The sequence below is a fragment of the Paenibacillus dendritiformis genome, from assembly GCF_021654795.1.
GTDB lineage: Bacteria > Bacillota > Bacilli > Paenibacillales > Paenibacillaceae > Paenibacillus_B.
The window spans coordinates 3,805,398-3,828,764 of the sequence record NZ_AP025344.1 but is presented as its reverse complement, the minus strand read 5'-3'; the positions used below and the strand labels follow the sequence as shown (position 1 = coordinate 3,828,764).

The 23,367-nt window shown below is 53.0% G+C and carries 22 protein-coding genes; 16 read left to right on the top strand and 6 right to left on the bottom strand.

Annotated features, from left to right (window positions below):
• Positions 1-616: 616 nt before the first annotated feature.
• Complete coding sequence (locus tag L6439_RS17035; protein ID WP_213468178.1) at positions 617-1,669, bottom strand: FecCD family ABC transporter permease; 1,053 nt, start codon at positions 1,667-1,669, stop codon at positions 617-619.
• Positions 1,666-2,685 carry a FecCD family ABC transporter permease gene (locus tag L6439_RS17030; protein ID WP_213468179.1) on the bottom strand — a complete coding sequence of 340 codons (1,020 nt, stop codon included), beginning with the start codon at positions 2,683-2,685 and terminating at the stop codon, positions 1,666-1,668. The genes L6439_RS17035 and L6439_RS17030 overlap by 4 nt, the downstream gene beginning before the upstream one ends.
• Positions 2,686-2,914: 229 nt before the next feature.
• Here L6439_RS17030 and L6439_RS17025 point away from each other — a divergent pair, with 229 nt between their 5' ends.
• The gene (locus tag L6439_RS17025) at positions 2,915-3,895 is read left to right on the top strand and encodes an ABC transporter substrate-binding protein (protein WP_213468180.1); all 981 of its coding nucleotides are present in this window, start codon (positions 2,915-2,917) and stop codon (positions 3,893-3,895) included.
• 187 nt (positions 3,896-4,082) lie between these two features.
• Here the strand turns inward: L6439_RS17025 and L6439_RS17020 are convergent, their stop codons facing one another.
• A complete protein-coding gene (locus L6439_RS17020; protein ID WP_237096508.1) occupies positions 4,083-4,496 on the bottom strand; it encodes a GNAT family N-acetyltransferase in 414 nt (137 codons plus the stop codon).
• Between the two features lie 258 nt (positions 4,497-4,754).
• Between L6439_RS17020 and L6439_RS17015 the strand changes: the two genes are divergently transcribed.
• The 4 genes from L6439_RS17015 to L6439_RS17000 all read left to right on the top strand — a co-directional run bounded on the left by L6439_RS17015 (position 4,755) and on the right by L6439_RS17000 (position 8,534).
• Positions 4,755-5,219, top strand: coding sequence for a Fur family transcriptional regulator (locus L6439_RS17015; RefSeq protein ID WP_168181723.1), 465 nt, complete (start codon positions 4,755-4,757; stop codon positions 5,217-5,219).
• Positions 5,216-5,488, top strand: a complete 273-nt coding sequence (yidD, locus tag L6439_RS17010; protein WP_213468181.1) for a membrane protein insertion efficiency factor YidD — start codon at positions 5,216-5,218, stop codon at positions 5,486-5,488. Before L6439_RS17015 ends, yidD begins: the two co-directional genes overlap by 4 nt.
• Before the next feature lie 419 nt (positions 5,489-5,907).
• Complete coding sequence (gene metG, locus L6439_RS17005) at positions 5,908-7,908, top strand: methionine--tRNA ligase (RefSeq protein WP_213468420.1); 2,001 nt, start codon at positions 5,908-5,910, stop codon at positions 7,906-7,908.
• Positions 7,909-8,042: 134 nt separating this feature from the next.
• A complete protein-coding gene (locus L6439_RS17000) occupies positions 8,043-8,534 on the top strand; it encodes an 8-oxo-dGTP diphosphatase (RefSeq protein WP_213468182.1) in 492 nt (163 codons plus the stop codon).
• 76 nt (positions 8,535-8,610) lie between these two features.
• Here the strand turns inward: L6439_RS17000 and L6439_RS16995 are convergent, their stop codons facing one another.
• Complete coding sequence (locus L6439_RS16995; RefSeq protein ID WP_210429577.1) at positions 8,611-9,423, bottom strand: undecaprenyl-diphosphate phosphatase; 813 nt, start codon at positions 9,421-9,423, stop codon at positions 8,611-8,613.
• 209 nt (positions 9,424-9,632) lie between these two features.
• On the opposite strand from L6439_RS16995, the gene L6439_RS16990 reads away from it, so the two are divergent.
• The 11 genes from L6439_RS16990 to L6439_RS16940 all read left to right on the top strand — a co-directional run bounded on the left by L6439_RS16990 (position 9,633) and on the right by L6439_RS16940 (position 20,671).
• Entirely contained in the window at positions 9,633-10,634 is a 1,002-nt protein-coding gene (locus tag L6439_RS16990; protein ID WP_213468183.1) for a metal ABC transporter substrate-binding protein, read from the top strand.
• Between the two features lie 54 nt (positions 10,635-10,688).
• Positions 10,689-11,447, top strand: a complete 759-nt coding sequence (locus L6439_RS16985) for a metal ABC transporter ATP-binding protein (protein ID WP_237096507.1) — start codon at positions 10,689-10,691, stop codon at positions 11,445-11,447.
• A gap of 50 nt (positions 11,448-11,497) precedes the next feature.
• A complete protein-coding gene (locus L6439_RS16980; RefSeq protein WP_168181727.1) occupies positions 11,498-12,301 on the top strand; it encodes a metal ABC transporter permease in 804 nt (267 codons plus the stop codon).
• A 76-nt stretch (positions 12,302-12,377) separates the two neighbouring features.
• Positions 12,378-13,094, top strand: coding sequence for a cytochrome c biogenesis CcdA family protein (locus tag L6439_RS16975; RefSeq protein WP_213468184.1), 717 nt, complete (start codon positions 12,378-12,380; stop codon positions 13,092-13,094).
• Between the two features lie 502 nt (positions 13,095-13,596).
• Positions 13,597-14,157, top strand: a complete 561-nt coding sequence (locus tag L6439_RS16970; protein WP_168181729.1) for a hypothetical protein — start codon at positions 13,597-13,599, stop codon at positions 14,155-14,157.
• Between the two features lie 21 nt (positions 14,158-14,178).
• Positions 14,179-15,963 (top strand): ABC transporter ATP-binding protein, encoded by a 1,785-nt coding sequence (locus L6439_RS16965; RefSeq protein WP_210429578.1) that lies wholly within the window; start codon positions 14,179-14,181, stop codon positions 15,961-15,963.
• On the top strand, positions 15,935-16,561 hold the full coding sequence (locus L6439_RS16960; RefSeq protein WP_237096506.1) for a MauE/DoxX family redox-associated membrane protein: 627 nt from the start codon (positions 15,935-15,937) through the stop codon (positions 16,559-16,561). The genes L6439_RS16965 and L6439_RS16960 overlap by 29 nt, the downstream gene beginning before the upstream one ends.
• A gap of 25 nt (positions 16,562-16,586) precedes the next feature.
• Positions 16,587-17,183, top strand: coding sequence for a TlpA family protein disulfide reductase (locus L6439_RS16955; RefSeq protein WP_168181731.1), 597 nt, complete (start codon positions 16,587-16,589; stop codon positions 17,181-17,183).
• A 243-nt stretch (positions 17,184-17,426) separates the two neighbouring features.
• On the top strand, positions 17,427-17,855 hold the full coding sequence (mntR, locus tag L6439_RS16950; protein WP_168181732.1) for a transcriptional regulator MntR: 429 nt from the start codon (positions 17,427-17,429) through the stop codon (positions 17,853-17,855).
• A 109-nt stretch (positions 17,856-17,964) separates the two neighbouring features.
• A complete protein-coding gene (locus L6439_RS16945; protein ID WP_213468185.1) occupies positions 17,965-19,596 on the top strand; it encodes a family 10 glycosylhydrolase in 1,632 nt (543 codons plus the stop codon).
• Positions 19,597-19,693: 97 nt separating this feature from the next.
• Positions 19,694-20,671 (top strand): patatin-like phospholipase family protein, encoded by a 978-nt coding sequence (locus L6439_RS16940; RefSeq protein ID WP_168181734.1) that lies wholly within the window; start codon positions 19,694-19,696, stop codon positions 20,669-20,671.
• Between the two features lie 106 nt (positions 20,672-20,777).
• Here the strand turns inward: L6439_RS16940 and L6439_RS16935 are convergent, their stop codons facing one another.
• The gene (locus L6439_RS16935) at positions 20,778-22,031 is read right to left on the bottom strand and encodes a polysaccharide deacetylase family protein (protein ID WP_213468186.1); all 1,254 of its coding nucleotides are present in this window, start codon (positions 22,029-22,031) and stop codon (positions 20,778-20,780) included.
• Positions 22,032-22,203: 172 nt separating this feature from the next.
• Positions 22,204-23,364 carry an acyltransferase gene (locus L6439_RS16930; RefSeq protein ID WP_213468187.1) on the bottom strand — a complete coding sequence of 387 codons (1,161 nt, stop codon included), beginning with the start codon at positions 23,362-23,364 and terminating at the stop codon, positions 22,204-22,206.
• Between the last annotated feature and the right edge of the window lie 3 nt (positions 23,365-23,367).

Genomic DNA, 23,367 nt, shown 5'->3' with positions numbered 1-23,367 from the left:
GCGTGAAGGGGATAGCGGGCATAAGAGTCAGTACGTGACTTGTCCAACCTGCGTAAAAGGGATAGCGAACGTAAGAAGCTAGAAGGTGACTTATCCAACCTGCGTGAAGGGGATAGCGAACGTAAGAAGCCAGAAGGAGACTTGCCCAACCTGCGTGAAGGGGATACCGAACGTAAGAGTCAGAAGGTGACTTGTCCAACCTGCGTGAAGGGGATAGCGAACGTAAGAAGCCAGAAGGAGACTTGCCCAACCTGCGTGAAGGGGATACCGAACGTAAGAGTCAGAAGGTGACTTGTCCAACCTGCGTGAAGGGGATAGCGAACGTAAGAAGCCAGAAGGTGACTTGTCCAACCTGCGTGAAGGGGATAGCGAACGTAAGAAGCCAGAAGGTGTCTTGTCCAACCTGCGTGAAGGGGATAGCGAACGTAAGAGTCAGAAGGTGACTTGTCCAACCTGCGTGAAGGGGATAGCGAGCGTAAGAGTCAGAAGGTGACTTGTCCAACCTTCGTGAAGGGGATAGCGAGCGTAAGAGGAAGTAAGTGATTTGTCCAATGTCCGACCTGTGCCCCGGCTTCGGTGGCCCGCGCAGGGCGGGCCATCCGTTACAGTTGGGGGGCTAGCCGTCGCTCCGCTTCTTCCGGAGCAGCAAGATGATGAAGAAGGGAGCTCCGATGGCGGCGGTGAAGACGCCGACCGGGATATCGAGCGGACTCATCACGGTGCGGGCGGCCGTATCGGCGATGACGATAAGGATGGCGCCCACAAGCGCGCTCATTGGTATGAGCAGGCCATAGGTTGAGCCGGCGAAGCGGCGGGCGATATGCGGCGCCATCAGGGCGATGAAGCCGATAGGACCGCCGATGGCCACTCCGGCCCCGGCAAGGACGGCCGCGGTGCCCAGCAGCAGGAAGCGGTCGCGCTGCACGCTGCTTCCGGCGGCTTGGGCGACATCGTCCCCGAGCTGGAGCAGGTTGATGCGCCGCGACAGGATGAAGGCGATCAGGCCGGTGATGGCGAACCAGACCACTATTTGTTTGGCTTGGGGCCAGCCGGCGCCGTAGATACTGCCGAGCAGCCAATTGTATGCCTTGGCGGTGACGTACATCGGACTCATGACGACCAGCATCGTGTTGACCGCCTGGGCGGCGGCGCCGACGCCGACCCCGATGAGTACGAGCGTCGCCGGCTTCACGCCTTGCTTCCAGGCAAGCCCGTAGACAATGAAGGTCATGAGCGCTGCGCCAGCGAATGCTGTCGGAGGCAGCCAGGCGATGCTTGCAGACGGAGCCAGTGTCAGCAGTGCCGTGGCGGCGACTGAGGCTCCGCCCGTAATGCCGATGATATCCGGCGATGCGAGCGGATTGCGGATTAGCCCTTGCATGATGGCGCCGGAGGCGGCCAATGATGCGCCGACGAAGGCGCCTGTCACGATGCGCGGCATGCGCAGCTTCTGCACGGTCATTACCTCTATGGGCTCGCCGTAGCCGAATGAGGCCAGAAGCGCGTCGAGCGGAGCGATGCGCAGCGTGCCGATTCCGGCGCTGAGGATCATGCATATCAGGAGCAGCAGGAAGAGCAGGGCCACCGCAATCCATCCTTTTCGTTCGATCAGGAAGGAGACGCGGCCCGAGCGGGAGCGAAATTGCCGGTGTCTGTTATTCTGTCTCATCCTCTAACCCCCTTGCGTGCGGCGTATACGAAGAACGGCACCCCGATGATCGCGGTCATGACACCGATCGGAATCTCTTTCGGCTCGGCGATGAAGCGGGCGCCGATATCTGCAAGCAGGAGCACGATCGCGCCGATCAAGCCGCTGTATACGACGAGCCAGCGCATGCCGATGCCGACCAGGCTGCGGGCGATATGCGGGACGACGAGACCGAGGAATCCGATCGGTCCCGCCACGGCGACCGAAGATCCGGCAAGCATGACGATGAGCAGTCCCATGCCCCATTTGATATAGGCGACCTTCAGTCCGAGGCTGACGGCGACATCATCCCCGAGGTTCAGCGTATCCATCGGCTTGGCCAGCACCCAGGCCCCAATCCAGGCGATGGCCATGTATGGGAGTACGTCAACCAGAACCTCCAGCTTCCTTCCTTCGACCGAGCCGGCAATCCAGAACAGCACTTCCTCCATGGCCCGATGGTTGGAGATAAGAAGTCCGTTGGTCAGCGAGCTGCTGAGCGCGGCGATGGCCGAGCCGGCCAGCGTCATGCGAATCGGATGAATCTGTCTTCCGCCCGATGAACCGAGAAGGAAGACGAGCAGGCAGCCGGCGCAAGCGCCGGCGAGCGCGAGCCAAGTGAAGGATTGCAGCGAGTTCAACTGGAAAAAGATGAATCCGAACACGACAAACAGGGAACTGCTCGCGTTGATTCCAAAAATCCCGGCATCGGCCAGCGGGTTCTTCGTCAGCGATTGCAAAATGACGCCGGAGATGCCGAGGCTGGCTCCGACCGCTGCGGCAATGAGCGCGCGCGGAATCCGGACTTCGCGGATGACGATATGCTCATTGCTTCCCGCATACTGCTGATAATCGGTTAGCGCTTCCCATACGTGATGAAGCTTCGTATCGAATACGCCGTAGACGATGCTAGCCCAAATGCATCCGAGCAGGACGAAGATGCCGACGATGCAGCCAATCCATTTGGCGGACGAGGATGACAGCCAAGAAGTTCTCATGCGGCGTATTCCTTTCTTTAACGTAAATGATATAAAAATCAATTGTTGACAAATCGCAGCACATTCTATACGATTAGCTTGTTCGGCGACTGATAATCATTATCAGGACTGGCCGATTCAATTGCAACAATTATTTTTTATCTAATTTTGAACGTTTTTTGAATGTTTGGAATGATTCTAAGGAAGAGCCGATTGATGGCTCTGGCGATGTGAAAGGGGCAAATACTCGATGAAGAAGTGGACATCATTGCTGTCTCTCGTGCTGGTGATTGGTCTGGTGCTGTCGGCCTGCGGCGGTAATTCGAATGGCGGGGCAGGCGGTACGACGGAAGGCGCCGGGAAAGCGGAAGGAGATGGCGAGGCTCAGACTCGGGCCGTCAAGCACGCGATGGGGACATCGAACGTTCCGGCGCATCCGAAGCGCGTTGTCGTGCTGACGAACGAAGGGACGGAAGCGCTGCTCGAGCTTGGCATCAAGCCGGTGGGAGCCGTGAAGTCCTGGACCGGGGAGCCTTGGTATGAGCATATTAAAGCGGACATGGAAGGCGTCGTCGATCTCGGCGAGGAAGGACAGCCGAATCTGGAGGCGATTCTGAGTCTGCAGCCGGATCTGATTCTTGGAACGAAAATGCGTCACGAAGCGCTCTATCAGCAGTTAAGCGATATTGCCCCAACGGTCTTCTCGGAGACGTTGCGCGGGGAATGGAAAGAGAATTTGCTGCTGTGGGCCGATGCCGTCAACAAGAAGGCAGAGGGCGAGCAATTGATTCAGAACTTCGACAAGCGGGTTGAAGATTTCCGGGCGAAGGCCGGCGATCAGCTCAACAAGGAAGTCTCGATTGTCCGATTCATGCCAGGCAAGGTTCGAATTTACTACAAGCAGACGTTCTCCGGCATTATTCTCGACCAGATCGGCATCAAGCGTCCGGAGGCTCAGCAAAAGGACGCTTTCGCGGATGACGTCTCCAAGGAACGGATACCGGAAATGGACGGCGACTTGATGTTCTACTTCGTCTATGAGACAGGGAATCAGGAAGCGTCGAAGCTGGAGGAAGAATGGACGAAGGACAAGCTGTGGCAAAACCTGAACGTCGTCAAGAACAATCAGGTCTTCCGCGTCGATGACGCCATCTGGAATACGGCCGGCGGCGTGCGCGCAGCGAACCTGATGCTCGATGATTTGTACAAGCAGTATCATTTGGAGAAATAATCGCTTCACTTCAAAGAGGCTGTCCCGCATGCCGGAAGGCATGGCAGGGTCAGCTTCTTCTGCTGTGAGGCAGCGGCCCGAAGCAGTGGCTGTTAGTTAGGGAGCATGAGGCAGCGGCTGTGGGGAAGCGGCTACGTGAGGAACGGATGGATGGGAGGGCGGAAGATGATTCCGGCCAGAGATCACGCTACCACAACATATTCTCGCCCAGCTCAAGATAAAGATCCGCCCGCTCGAAATCTTGCCGGCGCTTCCGCGCTGCGGCCGAATGCAGGCGGAGCATGACGGCCTGCCCCAGCGAATCACTGCGGAACGGCTTGCGTTTTGTGCCGCCGACCAGACAAGCGCCCTCGATGTATTTCCAGCCGCCCCGGGCATAGAATGACGTCAGCTCGGGCTTGCACGTGAACACGGAAATATCCGGCTCCTGCGTCTGGATATAGGCTGCCGCCTCCTGAATCAGCTTCGTGCCGAAACCAAGGCCCCGGCTGGAGGGACGGGTGAGGACTTCGCTGAGTCCGAAAGCGCGGTACGCTTGGCCCCGATGATGGAGCTTCTTGTTCTGAACGGCGACGTGGCTTATAACGCGGCTGTGGGACACGTATACAAATGATACCGGATTGGTGTCCGGGTTGTCGGGCTAGCGTATCTCCTCGTCTTCAAAGGCTTGCGGCCATTCTTGACGCATCAAGGAGATAAGCTGTTCCGCCACGGGGGGGGGCTGGTTGGAGCAGAGGGATGACTGCCTGGGTGAGCAGGGGACTGACTTGGACAGCGGGTTGCGGGGAGAAGGTTTGACTACGGAAGGACAATGGCTCATTATTATAGGAGAGGTTCGGAATCTACGGGAGGGACACCGATGCTGACCACAGATCAAATATTGGACAAAATGGCGGCGCAAGGACTGCGGATTACGGAACAGCGTCGCACGCTAGCCAAATTATTCGCGGATACGGACGGTTTCCTGACGCCGAAGGATGTCTATGATTTTATGGGGAAGCGGTATTCGGGGCTGAGCTTCGATACGGTATACCGCAATCTCCGCGTCATGCATGAATTGGGCGTGCTGGAGCAGATCGTCTTCGAGGACGGAGTCAAGTTCCGGGTTCACTGCGCGGAGGCGCATCATCATCATCATATGATCTGCCTGCAGTGCGAGAAGACGTACCCGATACACTTTTGTCCGATGCCGTTGACCGATGTGCCCGATAAGTTCCAGGTCGTGAAGCATAAATTCGAAGTGTTCGGCTATTGCGAAGCCTGTTCTCATGCAGCCGGATCCGAGGCGGGAACCGGTTCGAATAAGGACGGTGCCCGGCCATGAGCTCGCCCGAGGATGCGGGCTGGCAGACCGCTTCACGCCCGTCGCGGGCGGTGCGGACGCTGCAGGGGCCGGTGAGATTTTACCGCAAATTCATCTCCCCGTTGAAGCCCCCGACATGCCGCTTCTATCCGACCTGTTCGGCTTATGCGCTGGAAGCGCTCGAGGTTCACGGTCCGATCAAGGGAAGCTGGCTCGCAATCAAGCGGATCGGCCGCTGCCATCCGTTCCATCCGGGCGGTTACGATCCGGTTCCGCTGAAGCGCTCTTGACATGTGGCAGAGGGCTGGGATATATTTGGAGGTAAGCTGGAGAAAATAGTGCATATATAGCATCCGATGAACGGATAAGTAGGAAGCGATGAGCATCGCAGAGAGCCGGGATTGCTGCGAACCGGTATGTGACCCCTTCCGAACATGGTCCCGGAGGAACCGCTTGCGAGCTTCTGCGCGCGAATCGCGTGGGAAGGCAAGCCTGCGGCGGCTCATTCCCGTTAACGAATGTTCCAGGCCGGTTGAATCGGCCGCAATGAAGCTGTCGCCTCTGCCCTGCGGAAGAACAAGGGTAGGCGCCAGGAATTTGGGTGGTACCGCGTGAGTTCAGCTCTCGTCCCAAGAGGATGAGAGCTTTTTTGCGTGCATTCCGGGTTCACACCAGCGGCTGCAAGCGAATATGAAGGAGGATGGGCATGATGGCCAATAATAACAAAACCTTTTACATCACGACCCCGATCTATTACCCGAGCGACAAGCTCCATATCGGGCATGCGTATACGACGGTAGCCGGAGATGCGATGGCCCGCTACAAGCGGCTGCGCGGCTTCGATGTCCGCTACTTGACGGGAACGGACGAGCATGGGCAAAAGATTGAGCGCAAGGCGGCGGAATCAGGGAAGACGCCGCAGCAATTCGTGGACGATATCGTCGTCGGGATTAAAGAGCTGTGGAAGAAGCTCGATATTTCCTACGACGACTTTATCCGCACGACGGAGGAGCGCCACAAGAAGGTCGTCCAGCAAATTTTCGATCAGCTGGTTCAGCAGGGCGACATTTACAAGGGAACCTATGAAGGCTGGTACTGTACGCCGTGCGAAGCGTTCTTTACCGAGCGTCAATTGAACAACGGCAACTGTCCGGACTGCGGACGCCCGGTGGAGCTCGTGAAGGAGGAAAGCTATTTCTTCCGCATGAGCAAATATGTCGATCAACTGCTGGCTTACTATGAAGAGCATCCGGACTTCATTCAGCCTGAATCGCGCAAGAACGAGATGATCAACAACTTCATCAAGCCGGGCCTTGAGGATCTGGCGGTCTCCCGCACGTCGTTCGACTGGGGAATCAAGGTGGCCGGCGATCCGAAGCATGTCGTCTATGTCTGGATCGATGCCTTGACGAACTATATTACGGCGCTAGGCTACGGATCCGACAATTCGGAGCTGTATGAGAAGTTTTGGCCGGCCGATGTGCATCTCGTCGGGAAGGAGATCATCCGCTTCCACACGATCTATTGGCCGATTATGCTGATGGCGCTCGGACTCCCGCTCCCGAAAAAGGTGTTCGGCCACGGCTGGCTGCTGATGAAGGACGGCAAAATGTCCAAATCGAAAGGCAATGTCGTCGATCCGGTCATGCTGATCGACCGTTATGGCCTCGACGCGCTCCGCTACTATTTGCTGCGCGAGGTGCCGTTCGGTTCCGACGGCACATTTACGCCGGAGGGCTTCGTGGAGCGCATCAATTACGATTTGGCGAATGATTTGGGCAACTTGCTGAACCGGACGGTGGCGATGATCGAAAAATATTTCGACGGCGTCATTCCGGCATTCCAGGGTCAGGTCACTCCGTTCGACGGCGAATTGGCTTCGATGGCAGGCCAGACGGTGGATAAGGTGGAAGCGGCTATGGAGAAGATGGAGTTCTCCGTCGCGCTCAGCGCAATCTGGCAGTTCATCAGCCGGACGAACAAATATATCGATGAGACGCAGCCATGGGCGCTCGCGAAGGACGAAGCGCGACGCGACGAACTGGCTTCGGTGATGACGCATCTGGCGGAGAGCCTGCGTGTCGCTTCGATTCTGCTGCAGCCGTTCCTGACAAAGGCGCCTGCCCTGATCTGGGAGCAGCTCGGATTGAAGCCTGAGACATGCGCCGACTGGGATTCGGCTCGCACGTTCGGCGTCATTCCGGAAGGCACGCGCGTCGTCAAGGCCGCGCCGATCTTCCCGCGCCTGGAGGCTGCCGTAGAGACGGCATTCATCGCGGAGAGCATGAGCGGCGGGGCAGCCGCGTCCGCTCCAGCCGAGGCGCCTGCGGCAGCGTCTGCGCCGGCGGAAGCGCAGCCTGCGGCAGGGCCCCCTGCCGATGCCAAGGAAGAAATCAATATCGACGATTTCGGCAAGGTCGAGCTCCGCGTCGGTCAAGTGACGCATTGCGAGCCGGTGCCAAAAGCGGACAAATTGCTTCGTCTGGAGCTTGACCTCGGCTACGAGCAGCGCCAAGTCGTCTCCGGCATCGCGCAATATTACAAGCCGGAGGAGCTTATCGGCCGCAAAGTGATTGTGGTCGCGAACCTGAAGCCGGTCAAGCTGCGCGGCGTCTTGTCGCAAGGCATGATACTGGCCGCGTCCAAGGACGGGCAGCTGACGGTCGCTACCGTGCCGGACAGCATGCCGAATGGGGCGGTCGTGAAGTAGGATAGCATGCAAAATGGCGTTCAGATTGGAAATCAATTTGAACGCCATTTTTGGGCTTGTATCAACGAACATTTGTTTGTGGTATAGTTGAAGAAAGATGGGGAAATGATCCATGGGACAATGGGGAGGGCAATATGTCTGGATTGCAAAAGGTGGAGTGCGGGTTATATACGATGTGTCTTGTGCAGGATGAAGACCGGGTGCTGTTGGTGAATCGCCCCGATAAGCTTGGATTTCCAGGCTATCTTGGTCCTGGGGGCAAGGTTGAAATTCCCGAAAGCATTGCAGAAGGCGCGGTGCGAGAGCTGTGGGAGGAAACCGGACTGCGCGTAAAACCGGAGGATTTGATCTTTAAAGGAATTGATGAGTACGTCGTGCCTCAGACGAAATACCGGTATATGGTGTTTAATTATCTCGCGAAGCGGTATGAAGGGGAGCTGCTGCAAAACCCGCCCGAAGGAGAGCTGGTCTGGGTTAACATACAAGAAGCGCTGGAATTGCCAATGCAGCCTTGGTTCAAGCGCAGATTTCCTCTATATTTCGAAGAGGGGACATTTGAAATCTCTGTCGTCTGGGATGAAGATGCGAAAGTTAGGTTGGAAGAAAAGGTGAAGCAGCTCGGTTAAACCCGCGCTATAATACAAAAAGCTTGGCGATAAGCCAAGCTTTTTGCGTATTGCTTTTTGGGTTCGTCCGTACGGATCAATTCAGGAACAACAGCACGAAAAGGCCGGCTGCCACGCAGTACAGGGAGAACCATTTCAGATTGCCTCGCGCCATCAGCCCCATGAACCAGCGGAGCGCGAAGTAGGAGGCGATCAGGGAACAGACGAAGGCCAGCAAATACGGGCCGATGAACTGCCCGAGCGTCGGATCCTTCAACATATCCTTCCCTTCGAGAATCATGCCGCCCAAGCTGACGGGAATATACAGGAAGAAGGAGAATCGCAGCGCCGTCTCCTGCTTCCAGCCGAGCGCCATCGCGGCGACGATGGTCGCGCCGGATCGGCTGATGCCGGGAATCAAGGCGACCGATTGGGCCAGGCCGACCAGGAACGTCTCGCCGAACGACAAATCTTTGTCGCCTTTGCGGCCGCGCAGGTTGCGAATGAGCCACAGGGCCAGCGCCGTGACCAGCAGCGTCGCCCCGATGACTTTCAGTCCCTTGAAGGTGTCCGCGATCGCATCCTTGAACAGGACGCCAATGACGCCGGCCGGAATCGTCGCCAGGACCAGGTAGACGACAAACATGAAGTCGCTCTTCGCCGCCGGGTCGCGGCGGAACAGAAAGCGGCAGGTGTTGACGGCCAGCCGCGCAATATCTTGGCGGTAAATGAGCAGAATAGCCAATAGAGAGGCGAAATTGACGAATACTTCAAATCCAAGCCCTTCGATATGTAAGCCGAATAATTTTTCAACGATGACAAGATGTCCGCTCGAGGATACCGGGATGGGCTCCGTAATCCCTTGCACCAGGCCGAGGATGGCGTATTTCAGCCAGTCAATCCATTCCAAACTCTTCACTCCTTATAAAAATAGGTTCGCCGCGGGATGCAGACGTCAGATGGCCCTCTATCATCTTATGATCGGTGTCGAGGGATGTCAAAACATGAAACTGTTATTTTTCCGTAAAGAGGGGATTGACATGTGTTTTGACCCTGCTATAATCTTAATAGTAATAATTACGAAATAGAAAGAACAAGGACAGGAAAGGGAGTTGGAATATGAATCTTGGGAAACGACGTCTGCCGCTGCGGTTCATCATGCTGGCGCTGGCCGCTTGCGGCCTTCTGCTGCTGAATGCATGTGCGAATAACGATTCGGCTGTGGAAGGAGCGGCCAACGGCAAGGTGAATGTGATAACAAGCTTTTATCCGATTTATTTCATGGCAAGCGAGATTGGAGGAGAGCATGCTCAGGTAACCAATCTGATCCCGACGGGAGTCGATCCGCATGACTGGACGCCGAAGAGCCGGGATTTGCAGAATGCGTCCAACGCGCAGCTGCTGCTCGTGAACGGAGCCGGATTCGAAGGCTGGCTGCCGGATTTCCAAAAGGGGCTCGAAGCGGACTCGAAGGTGAAGACCGTCGAGGTCAGCAAGGGGATAGCGCTGATAAAGGCGAGCGAAGAGGAAGAGCACGGAGAAGAAGCGCATCACGAGGAAGAGCATGGTCATGAGGACGAACATGGGCATAACCATGGCGATATCGATCCGCATACGTGGATCAGTCCCAAGTCTGCGCTCGTTATGATTGAGAATGTGAAGAACGCGCTCGTGGATGCCGATCCGGAGCATCGCGCCGACTATGAGAAGAACTATAAGCAATTGAAAGCGAAGCTGGCTTCGATCGATGAGGAATATATGTCGAAGCTGAAGAATGCGACCAAGCGCGATATCGTCGTGTCGCACCAAGCCTTCGGTTACTTGGCCCGGGATTATGATCTGCGCCAGCATGCGATCATGGGCATTTCCCCGGATGCGGAGCCGCGTGCCCAGGATTTGCTGAATCTGGCGAAGCTGGTGCAGGAGAAGCAATTGAAATATGTATTTTTCGAGGAACTGGTATCGGATCAATTGGCCCAGACGCTGGCATCCGAAGCGAAGGTCGACACGCTCGTCTTGAATCCGCTGGAAGGCTTGACGCAGGAGCAGGAAGCGGCGGGCGATAATTATTTGACGCTGATGGAACGCAACTTGCAAAATCTCCTTCTGGCGTTACAATAAGAAGGATACATTCCGGGGCGGACGGCGAGCCGGCCGGGAGGATAAGGAAGAGAGATGACTAGAACAATGCACGTAACCGATCCCTGCCACGGGCAGGTCATCACGTTGGATCATGTCGGTTTTGACTACGAAGGACAGAAGGTCTTCGAGAATGTGAACTTCACGGTGCGAGAGCGGGACTTCGTCGGGGTCATCGGGGCGAACGGGGCAGGCAAGACGACGCTGCTACGCTTGATGGTAGGCCTGCTCCGGCCGACCGCCGGGGAAGTAAGGCTGTTCGGCACGCCGATTCAGCGGTTCAAGCAGTGGGAACGCGTAGGTTATGTTCCGCAAAAAAATTCGTTCAATCCGCTGTTCCCCGCCACGGTGATGGAGGTGGTGAAGTCCGGGATGTATAATCGGAGACGCCTGTTCCGCAGGCTGTCGAAGCCGGAAATCAGCCAGTGCATCGATGCCATGGCCGCGATGCGGATCGAGGATCTGGCTCACAAAAGAATCGGGCAGCTGTCCGGGGGACAGCAGCAGCGCGTCTTTTTGGCCCGGGCGATGGTGAACAAGCCGGAGCTGATGATTTTGGACGAACCGACCGTCGGCATCGATGCCGGCACCCAGAAGGAATTTTTCAGCCTGCTGCAGCATTTGCATGAGCATCACCGGATGACCTTCGTCATGGTCTCCCACGATCTGGACCTGGTGAATTCTTGGCTTGGCGACGAGCCGGCCGGCACCTGCGGGAAGTTCCACTTCTATGTGAAGCACTCTCATGAGGCGGAATGTCTGGAGCCGGGTTTGACGCATGGCGTCAATGTCTGAATGCCGCTGCGGGATGCGGCTAGCAAATGATGTGAAGGGGTCGGTATAGATTGGATATTATATTTTCGGAATTTTTCCAGAGAGCCCTTATCGGCGGTCTGTTTATCGGGATTACCGGACCGCTGATGGGGATGTTTCTCGTGCTGCGCCGGCTGTCCATGATCGGGGACACCTTGGCCCATGTCACGATTGCCGGGGTGGCGCTCGGCTTTTTGCTCGGCATTTATCCGCTCGCGATGGGTGTCGTCTTCGCCCTGCTGGGGGCGGTGGCGATTGAGCGGCTCCGCAAGGCGTACAAGACGTATGCGGAGCTGTCGATAGCCGTCATCATGTCAGGCGGCGTTGCGTTGGCCTCACTCTTTTTCACGCTGGGACGAAGCTTCAATGCGAACGTGACCAATTATTTATTCGGCAGCATCTACACGCTGAACGGCACCGATTTAACGGTGGTCGGAGCCGTTACGATCATCGTCGTTGTGTTTATGCTGATTTTTTTCAAGGAAATGTTCATGCTGACCTTCGATGAGGATGCGGCCGCGGTGAACGGGCTCCCGGTCCGCTGGTTGAATATTGCCGTGACCGTGCTGACGGCGCTGGTCATCAGCGTGGCGATTAAAATCGTCGGCGCCTTGCTCGTATCGGCGCTCTTGACGATTCCGGTCGCGACCAGCCTGCTCCTCGCCAAGAGCTTCAAAAGGGCGGTCATCGTCTCCGTGCTCGTCTCGGAATCCGCCGTCATCGCAGGGCTGCTCATGGCAGGGGTGTGGAATCTGGCTCCCGGTGCGACGATTGTACTACTATTGATTGCCATGTTAATATTAACCTTAGTGATACGCCGGGGGGTAAAGGTATAGGGCTGTCGGATGGCGGCTCTTCCAGGGCATGCAGCCGTTCCACCCCGGTGTGTGAACTAGGGAGGAGGCGGTCAACATGTCGGATGTAACGGTCTGGGTTGCCTTTTGGGCGGGAGTCATATCATTTATTTCCCCGTGCTGCTTGCCGTTGTATCCCACATTCCTTTCAATTATTACGGGCATGTCCGTCAATCAATTGAAAGAAGAGCGCAATAAGCGTGTCGTTCGTTGGAAGACGATGACGCATACACTGTTTTTCATTCTTGGGGTCAGCGTCGTATTTTATACGCTGGGGTTAAGCGCGACCTTTCTCGGATCATTTCTGGCGGAATATCGGGATACGGTTCGTCAAGTGTCGGCGATTATCATCATCGCGATGGGCCTGGTGATCATGGGCGTCTTCCGCCCGCAGTTGCTGATGAAGGAATGGAAGTTCGACGTGTCGCGCAAGGGAGGCTACCTCGGATCGTTTTTGTTCGGGATGGGCTTCTCGGCCGGATGGTCCCCCTGCGTGGGGCCGATTCTCGGCGCAATCTTCACCTTGTCGGCTTCTCAGCCGAGTCTTGGCATCGTGATGACGACCGCCTACTGCATCGGGTTCGGGCTGCCGTTTTTCATTTTGTCGTTCTTCATCGGATCGACGCGCTGGCTGCTCCGCTATTCGAACGCCATGATGAAGTTCGGCGGCGCGGTGATGATTATTATGGGGGTGCTGCTTTTTACGGATCATTTGAACCAGATCAATATATGGCTGCAGCAGATCACGCCGGATTGGCTCAAGCGGCTTACATAAGGATACGCATTGAATTGGGGAATCGATGGGGTGCCATACGAGAACCGGGTATGTCTTCGCTGGAGAGAGTGAAGGCAGGCCCGGTTCGTTTTTTTTCGCCAGGGAAAAAAGAAGGATAGAACCTGTGGTCCTATCCTTCTTTTTGGTGAAGCTAGGGTCTGAATCAAAAATAATATCCGGTTACAATTCATGCATGATGCTTCGAAAAAGACTAGCCTCTCGCGCTCATCATTTGCAGCATCGAACTCCAAGCGGACTCGTCGGATCTAATCTAGCTTTTGTTACTCCCTCGAGAAGACATGCTGCAAAGGTGTAGCAAAGATCGAGATCCACTCCTTGCGATGCTGCCATGCCTTCGGATGCTTTCGACTCAACGCCAATAAGTTTAGAGAATTTATCGAGCATTCTAGCCACCTCCAAATTTTGTTAAAATATATTGCAACAAGAGTATAGAATGATTTCTTAAAAATGTAAATACTTGTATCAAATGAGGTTTTGTATTATGATTATTTTGTTTAGGAAAAGGTGGGGTTATATGGTATTTATTTTTGTAGTTCTAGCACTCTCTCTATTTTTTTTGCAGCTTATGTCCTATCACACGTCTAAAAATGCGGTGGATCATTTCGCTGATCAAGTCGTTTCATTGGGCTTTCTCTCCCTGAAATCTTTTATTGGCGTGAACCTGAGTGAATATTTCCCGTTTCCGTCCGGCATCGGCAAAGCTCCTGCCATTGTGATGTTTGCTTCTCCCTCCTGCGATGTTTGTCATAAAGAATTAGAGAAGTTTCTTGTGCAGAAGCACAAAACAGGCGCCTGTCCTCCATTATTTTGTTTTGTTGAACGGGAAGATCATAAATATGAAAGATTTATTCATGAATTTGAACATCAAGTCCCATTAATTCCTGTTAGCAAAGAAAGGTTGGCAGACTTGCAAATTTCAAATTTTCCTACTTTCTTTGTTGTAGACTCGTACGGGATTATTAGATATCCGGGTCATCTTATGAAAGAAGTGGTAAGTGTGTTGCAGGACAAACGGAAAATGAAGCAATATCAGATTGCCTAAGCAAATGGAAAGGTGCAGCTGATGATGGGAAACGCATTTGGAACTCTGTTTCACTTTGTGTGGAAATATGGGAAGGTCTTGCTTGTGGTTACTTCCATCATAACGATTTTCATAGCAATCATGCCCGTGGTCATTCTTTGGCTGTCTAAGGAGACCATTAACGAAGTAGCCCGATTGATTCAGCATCAATCAGAAAATTATAACAAGATCTTGTTTCTGCTGTTGCTTCAGTTCTTGATTACGATGCTCACTTCAATTTTTATGAATATCCAGGAATATCTGAACGGGAAATTAACTAACATGTTGGAGCATGCTTCGCAATCATCCGTGATTCAAAAAGTAACCAATGTGCCTCTTTTCTATTTTGATCTCCCTGACTTTTACAATCATTTAGAACGAGTGAGCAATAGTCCAGGTGATCGTTTATTATCCCCTTTGAGTAAAATAATGGAGATATGTAGAATATTCATTACAATTTTCGGCTATTTGCTATTTTTGCTTACGGTTCATTGGAGTTTGGTCCTTCTCAGTTTGTTAGCGGCCGCTCCCATGTTTTTGGTTCAAAAGAAGTATGGGAAAAAGAATTTCGCGCTAAAGTTTGCATTAACCCCTTTAGTTCGTGACATGGAGTATACTCGTTTTTTATTGAAGGACCGGCAATCTGCCAAAGAAATCCGTTTGTTTGGCTTAAGTTCTTTATTGTATAACAGGTGGTCGAGTGCTTTCTTGCATCAACTCAAGGAGACCTTGAGGATGCTGCGGAAACGACAACGGGCGGAAATCGGGATGGACGGGCTTACTGCCTTGTTTTATTCCGGGGCTGCGGCAATCATTATTTGGCTGATTCGTACTACGCCTATTCAGATTGGACAATTTGTCGCGATTGGACAAGCGGTTCAGGGTACCCAAGGGCTGACCAATCAACTATCGACCTTGCTGGCAAAAGTATTTGAGGAAATGCTTTATGTAAACGATTTTTTCCGTTTTTTGAACTATAGTCACCCAGAGGCAGAGAAACAAGGGAGAGGAAATGTTGCATTTTCGGCACCCCTACAGAAAGGGATAACGATAGATAATGTCTCTTTTTCTTATGTGGACACGACAACCTCCGTATTGAAAAACATTCAACTGCATATTGAACCTGGGGAAAAAGTCGCTATTGTCGGAGAAAACGGATCGGGCAAATCCACATTGGTTAAATGCTTGATGGGGTTGTATCCCGTGACAAAAGGAGAAATTCGATTCGATGACGTGAGCATCGACCAACTGGATCCGGACCAGCTCCACAAAAATATAACGGCTATTTTTCAAGATTTTTTAAAATACTCGTACACCCTGCGCGATAATATTGGATTCGGTGATGTTACCCGGTTGGAAGATATGGAGTGGATGAGAGAAGTTGCGGCAACAACAGGAGTAGACGCTATAGCACGGGGGTTAAAGGAGGAATATGCCACCTATTTGGGTCGCTATTTGCAGGAAGGAGAGGATCTCTCCGGAGGACAATGGCAAAAAATTGCCCTTGCTCGCGCACTGTTTCGGCAGAGTGACATCATAATTTTGGACGAACCGACGGCAGCGCTTGACCCGTTGACCGAATTGGAGGTATACAAGCTGGTGCGAGATTTAACGGAAAATAAAACGGCGATATTTATTTCGCATCGCATGGCTGCTGCCAGAATGGCAGACCGAATAATCGTGATGGAGAAGGGGACAATCACAGAGTCAGGAACACACAAGGAACTTATGGCATTGAATGGAAAGTATGCCCAGATGTATGAATCGCAAGCACAATGGTATGTGTGAGCAGCAGAAAGAAGGTGCAGAGGTGGAAGCGCTATCCGTTTTTTGTCGACTACTCTTGGCGTTAATATTTATCAGTTCTTGTGTCTCGACACTTCGTCAATGGCATGCCCATATCGGGATTATAAAAGACTACGACCTTTTGCCTGAGGCGTTGGTCAAATGGTTCGCCGTTCTTGAACACTCCGTAAAATGGCTGGTTGGTATGCTTCTCTTCTGGGGAAGCTACAGTTCTTCAGCTGCAATAACCGGAAGCGGATTACTTCTCATTTATAGTATCGCCATTATGATTAACTTGCTGCGTGGCACTAGAGAAATTTCTTGTGGATGTGGGGGGATTGTAGGGAACCATTCATTGTCATGGACGCTCGTCTTGCGAAATCTACTTTTGATGGCAATGTGTCTATGGGTCAATCAAGTGGAGTCCCAATATGGAAGCCTCATTTTAGTCATCAAAGGGGAAGATGTTGGCAGCATCTTTGGCAAGGAGTATTGGGTCATACTAGGAAGTGCCTTGTTATCCGCACTGCTGTATTCTATCTTTCAACATTTAATCGCTGTACATAAGAGAATTCGGGAATTGCTGGGCAGAATGCCTTGAGATAAGATGTGAAGGGGTTGGAGAAATGGAGTCTTTTATGCATTGGTCAATCATTGCCCTGTGGGTATTCGTTCTCCTGCAGTTCATTGTTATTTTCATGTTGACCAAATTGATAGCCCGGTTCCTGAATAAATTACAGATTAAAGAAGCACACGAAAAAAATAGAGGGTTTCAGGTGGGGGACAAGGCTCCGCCAATCCATTACAATAGTTTGAACGGAGAACCCGAGGAGTTTCCAGGTGGAGTGGGCTTACCTGTTTTGGCCTTATTTATTGCGAATGGATGTCCTTTCTGTGAATCCGTATTAGCGAATCTATCAAAAATGACTGCCCGATACCCCTTTATGAGAGTCATAGTTTTTACTGCGGTTGAGGAGAAGATGCAAGAAAAACAAAATGGCGGGACACTAGAATTTATTCATTCCATTGAAGCATTTACCATATATAACATTAAAGGAATTCCTGCTGCGATGCTGATCGACAACCAAGGAATCATTGCAATCAAGGCAGAAATTGCCAACTACAAGCATTTGCAAAAGCTGGTAGATGAGTACTTTACGGGGGAGAAGGACAGGTATAGCGGCTCGACACAAGAGGTTTTGCTTGACCTGGGGAACATGTAGGTTAGCCTTAAGATAAAAGAAATGCGGCTGCTGCCGCACCTCTCAAACGAAAGAAGCGATTCCCTTGCTGTATCCGGAATGGGGATCGGGGCATGAAGCGCGCAGGCGAAGTATGCGTCATTTTCAGGCAGAACCGCTTGGAAAAAGCCGTATTTCCCTGCTATGGTTGAACTTGCTTACATGAACATGGTACACTATCTTATGGATATTGTTAGCGATCGTGGATGAAATGAGGGACGCTTGATGCCTACGCCAAGCATGGAAGATTATTTGGAACGCATTTATAAGCTGATTGATGAGAAAGGGTACGCCCGTGTATCGGATATTGCGGAAGGGCTGGAGGTACATCCATCTTCCGTCACGAAGATGATTCAGAAGCTGGATAAGGATCAATATCTGATTTATGAGAAATACCGCGGGCTCGTGCTGACGAGCAAGGGCAAAAAAATCGGCAAACGGCTTATGGACCGCCATCATCTGCTCGAGGAATTCCTGGAGATGATCGGCGTGCAGCATGAGAACATCTACACGGATGTGGAAGGAATCGAGCATCACTTGAGCTGGGATTCCATTACGTGCATCGAAGCGCTTGTCGAATATTTCAAGCGTGACCCCGAGCGCATTAAGGATCTCGCCGGCGTACGCGGCGAATTGGAGAACGAATCTTCGTAAAAACATCTGTTTCGAGAGAAACAGATGTTTTGTTTTGTGCGTCTAATAGAGTAGGACTTGAATAATTGATCAAGTCTGAAATAACAGATGCAAGGGAGAGAGAGGATTGATGAGAATCTGGAGACGCCTCCTGTCGGGGACGATGGCGGCGCTGCTGTTCGGGGCCGGATTGGCGGCGCCTGCACAGGCAGCGGCGAATGACATTTCCATTTATCTCGATCAGGAGAGGCTCGTCACGGACGTGGCGCCTTACCTGGTGCCGGGGAAGAACGTAACGATGCTTCCGTTCCGGGCCGTCGGGGAAGCGGTCGGTGCGACGGTAGGCTGGAACAAGAGCAAGCAGGAGGTGGAGTTCCGCAAGGATGACACGGTCATCCAGCTCAAGATTGGCAGCGACACGGCGCTCGTGAACGGGGAGAAGGTGGCGCTGGACGCGGGAGCGCAGATGCGGGACAGCCGTACGATGGTGCCGCTGCGGTTCATCGGGGAGAACACGGGCCTCACTGTAAAGTGGGATCAGCAGGACCGCAGGGTGAACCTGCTCACGAGCGAGGCAGGCTCGCAGGGCAACACCGGATCAAATGGCCATACAGGCTCGCAAGGCAATGCAGGAGCGGAAGCAGAAGTACATACCGAGGGCCTGAGAGGCACTTGGATTTCCACCGTATACAACATTGACTGGCCGGCCGATCCCCGCAAAGGGGCCAACCCGGAGCAGCAGAAGAAACAGTATTCGGGTATGCTGGACAAGCTGCAAGGCATGGGGCTCAATGCGGTCTTCGTTCAGGTGAGACCGACATCCGACGCCTTCTTCCCTTCGAAGCTTCTTCCGTGGTCGGAATGGCTGACAGGCAAGCAGGGGCAGGACCCGGGGTATGATCCGCTCGCGTATATGATCGAGGAGACGCACCGGCGGGGAATGGAGTTCCATGCCTGGTTCAATCCGTTCCGGATCAGCGTCCAGGGAGACATCGCCAAGCTGGCCGCCGATCATCCGGCGAAGCAGCATCCGGATTGGGTCGTCAAGCACGGCGGCAAGCTGATGTATGATCCGGGCGTGCCGGAAGCGCGCCAGTTCATTATCGATACGATTATGGAAGTGGTGAACGGATACGATATCGACGGGGTCCACCTGGATGACTACTTCTATCCGTACGGACAAGCTGCCGAGCCATTCCGTGACGACGCTTCCTATAAAGCGTATAACAAAGTATTCAGCAACAAAGGCGATTGGCGGCGCAACAACGTCAATCAGTTCATTCAGCAATTGAATGGAGAGATTAAGGCGAGCAAGGCGGATATCCGCTTCGGGGTCAGCCCGTTCGGGGTATGGCGCAATTCGACGCTCGATCCGACGGGCTCGTTGACCCAGGCGGGTTACAACAGCTACGACGATCTGTACGCCGATGTGCGCACCTGGATCAAGAACGGCTGGATCGACTACATCGCTCCGCAAGTCTATTGGCATATCGGCCACAAAGCGGCTTCTTATGATACGCTGGTCGACTGGTGGGTGAAGGAGACGGCAGGCACCGGCGTCGACCTCTACATCGGGCATGCCGCCTACAAGCTGGCGGACGCGAAGGAGAAGGATTGGTCCAGCGCCGATGTGCTTATCCGCCAACTGGACTACAACAAGCAATATGACAGCTTGGCCGGCAGCATCTTCTTCAGCGCCAAGGATTTGCTGAACAATACGAAGGACGTGGCTGCGCGGCTGAAGCAATATTATGAACAATAACCGCAGTGGACTTATGTAACCCATCATAACCGCCCTCTTCCGCGCATACATAACAGTAATACGATCCGCGTATGCGCCGGAAGGGGGTATTCCCTCTATGAAAATCAATGCTGTTTTTGAAGGCGGCGGCGTCAAAGGCATTTCGTTGGCCGGAGCGGTACAGGCCGCCGAAAACTACGGATTTTCCTTCCATCGCGTGGCTGGAACTTCTTCGGGTTCCGTCGTGGCCGCGCTCATCGCTGCAGGCTATTCGGCGGAAGAGATGCGCCAGCTTATGATGGATATGCCATTTTCCTCCTTTTTGCAGCGGGCTCCCATTTTTCAAGTCAAATGGATTGGACCGGCCATGCGGCTGTTGCTGAAAAAAGGCTTGTATTCCGGGGAACGGCTCGAATACTGGATCCATCAGCGGCTGCTGGAAAAAGGGGTTCGCACCTTCGGAGACGTCAAGCCCGGTCGGCTGCGCATCATCGCCTCGGATATTTCCAATGGCCGGCTGCTCGTGCTTCCCGACGATATTAAGCAGTACGGGGTCGATCCGAACCGGTTTCCCGTAAGCCGGGCCGTGCGGATGAGCACCAGCATTCCGTATTTTTTTGATCCGGTCATCATCCGTCAATCCTTCCAGTCTGCCGTCCGCAAAAGCAAGCCGTTCAACCAGCAGTTCTCCTACATCGTCGATGGAGGCTTATTGAGCAACTTTCCGCTATGGCTGTTCGATGAGGATGCGGCGGGCGGGGGCAATAACTGCATTCCGACGATCGGATTTCAGATGGTAGGGAAGAAGGAGAGCCACCCTCACCGGATTTGCGGCCTGCTATCGATGCTGCAAGCGATTTTCGGCACGATGATGTCCGCGCATGATCAGCGGTATATCGAGAAGCATAACCAGTACCGGACCATCAAAATCCCAACGCTTGGCATCGGCACGACCGATTTCGATCTCACGCTGGAGCAGAGCATGGCGTTGTTCGCCTCCGGTCTGGAAGCGGGCACCGAGTACTTTAAGAACTGGGATTTCGGAAAATATAAAGAGATGTTTCAAGCTTTTCACAGCCTGGTTCATAAAATATAGACAAATAGCGCCCCGCGGGATAGGCGGCAGCGCTATTTGTGGATCGGTCTTGAATTCAGGCAAGCGGGGTACTGGCGAAAAAGAAGGTTGCCGATAAATGGTTACGTCATGGGGAAGAGACGTCATCGTTGCCGGGATCGGCAGAAGTTTCAACCAGCCCGGGATTGGTTTTCAATGAAACGGTATTTTGCGAGCCGTTCCAGATGAGCTCAATGTTATACATTTGGCACAGCTCCCGGAGAGGAATCAAGATGTCCCCCTCCTCTAACAGGGGCTGTTTTTTTTTAAAATTGACATTTTTGCCGTTGATCTGGACATAAACCTCATTTTTCTTCTTCTTCTGGGCATACCCGCCCTCGCTAAGTAGCTTGATCAACTCCTCGGGCGTCTGCTTGATCGTTCCCGCATTGAAGCGGAAGGCGTTGCGGTCTTCCCGGCCGGTCATTCCCGGCTTAATGGTGAAGGAGAGCTCAATATTCAGCTTCTTGAGAACACCAAGCACATCCTGGTTATAAGCTCCGTAAGGGAACGCGACGATGCTGCGCGTGTTGCCCAGCTCTTCCCGGAGCCGTTTCTCGGCGGTGGCCAGGTCGCCGGTAATGCGGCCGATATATTCCTCGTCGGTCTCGACTCGATCCCGGTCCTTCAAGTACAGATGGCGGCTCAGCATCGGCTTCTCCTTGCCTGTGGCATTAATCGGGCCATGGCGATGGGAGTTGTATGTATGACTATAGAAGCTCATGCCGGCTTTCTTCATTTCGCGCATCTGATCCCACGACAGCTTCGGCTTGCCGGTCTGGTTGTCGATACTGGAGACAATGACGAAGTTCGTGGCGGTGTAACCGAATTTCTGCAAGATCGGAAAGGCGTGAGTATAGAACGTCTCATAGCCGTCATCGAAGGTAAGCAGCACGGCATTATCCGGAATCGCGGATCCCGCCGTCATAAAATCAACGTATTCATCCATGCTGATGACATGGAATCCCCGTTCCTTAAGCAGCTTCATCTGCTCCTCGAATTGATCGACCGGCAGCAAGTGAGGCTTTTTCTTATCCGGTTGATCGACGAGCTGATGGTACATCAACACGGCAACCTGGTTCGAATAGTAGACGGAAGATGAGGACGGCGGGGAATATTCCTCGATTGTCATCCCCAATTCATTCCAGATTTGATCTGAGGAAGCCCGAACCATCAGCGTTCCGTCGTCCACGACAACGGAGACGGGTTTCTCCAGCTTTTGTTCATTTATAATGAACGCAACCTCCTTCACGGTTCGGTTCAGGCCGCAGCCTTGCAGCACCATGAACAAAGACAGAAGCGCAAGTGCGATTTTGGCAGGGTATAATAAGCGGTCTTTCATCAAAAAATCCTCCTTCGTTCATCTCATATCGAGATTGTAGATGGAGGATCTTAATGATCTTGTTCGTTAAAGCTTAACGAATGCTTATCAATCGCAAAGTAATTGCGATCTTCCTTAAGGATTCCTTAAGCAAAAACTCCGTTCCGCATAAGATCGGGACGGAGTATCAAGGTCAGCCGCTCGCAGCCACTCCCTGCGCAGGCTTGCTCTTTTTCCGCGGAGGCGTGCTCCCGAAGATAACCCAGGATTGGGGCACGAAGCGCACCGTCAGGGAGACCGTAATCCAGGACAAGATAAGCGCCGACAAGAACCCGCCGGCATACCACATATGAAATAGCGGCGATTTCGATGTATGCGGCGGGAAGTTGCGATAGATGAATAAAAAGAACGGATGAATCAAATAAATGCCGAATGAGATTTCCCCAAGCCGATGCATTCCGTTAACGAGCCACGGCCAAGCATGGCGCCGAAGCAGAAACGCAATCTGAAATGCCATAATCGCGAACGTATAGGTGTGAACGTTCCACATCAATTCATACAAGAGCGAATTGTAACTTGCGCCATACAGCCGTGTCGTATGCCAGATGTACACATGTCCGAGTCCGGCGCATAGCCCGACCGTCCACAGGGCAATCCAGGATACGATACGCGGCGCGGTCGCGTTTTCCCGGCTGATGATGAGCCAGTTCTTCAGCTTTGGATAGTAGATGCCCAGAAAGGCTCCCAGCATGAAGTAGGACATATACGCGAGCGACCAGCTCCCTTTGTTAGGAACTTGAAGCGCGTATTTATTAAGCAGGATAAAGCCCCATTGAATGGCTAACCCGAGTGGAATGCTCCACTTGACGATGGATGGCTTCCGCTTGAACAGCCACAGGCAAATCGGGAACAGCAGATAGAATTGGATGCTGATGAAGACGAAGTATAGATGCGTATACGCCTTGCCCGTAGCCAACTGGGTGAAAAATTTGATTAGCGTTTCATCCAGGGCACGGTCCCGGTAATGAGTAAAATGCAGGATGACAAAGTAAAATACCGAAAATAAACAATACGGAATGATAATGTACTTCAGCCTTTTTTTGTAGAAGTTGCCGATGAGCTGCGAGTCCAATGGCCTCGAAAAGTAATTGTAGAAAAGTACGAAGCTGCTCAGAAATAAAAATGTCGGTGTGCCAATCTTCATAAATATATTCATGAAGCTGTACATCCAGTAAAAGTTGGAATCCTTCATCTGCAGCGTCGCAAATGACGTCGAGTGAACGGACAGGACTCCGATAATCGCCATCGCGCGTACCAACTGCACTTCGGACAGCTTTTCACGTCCGGTTGCCATGAT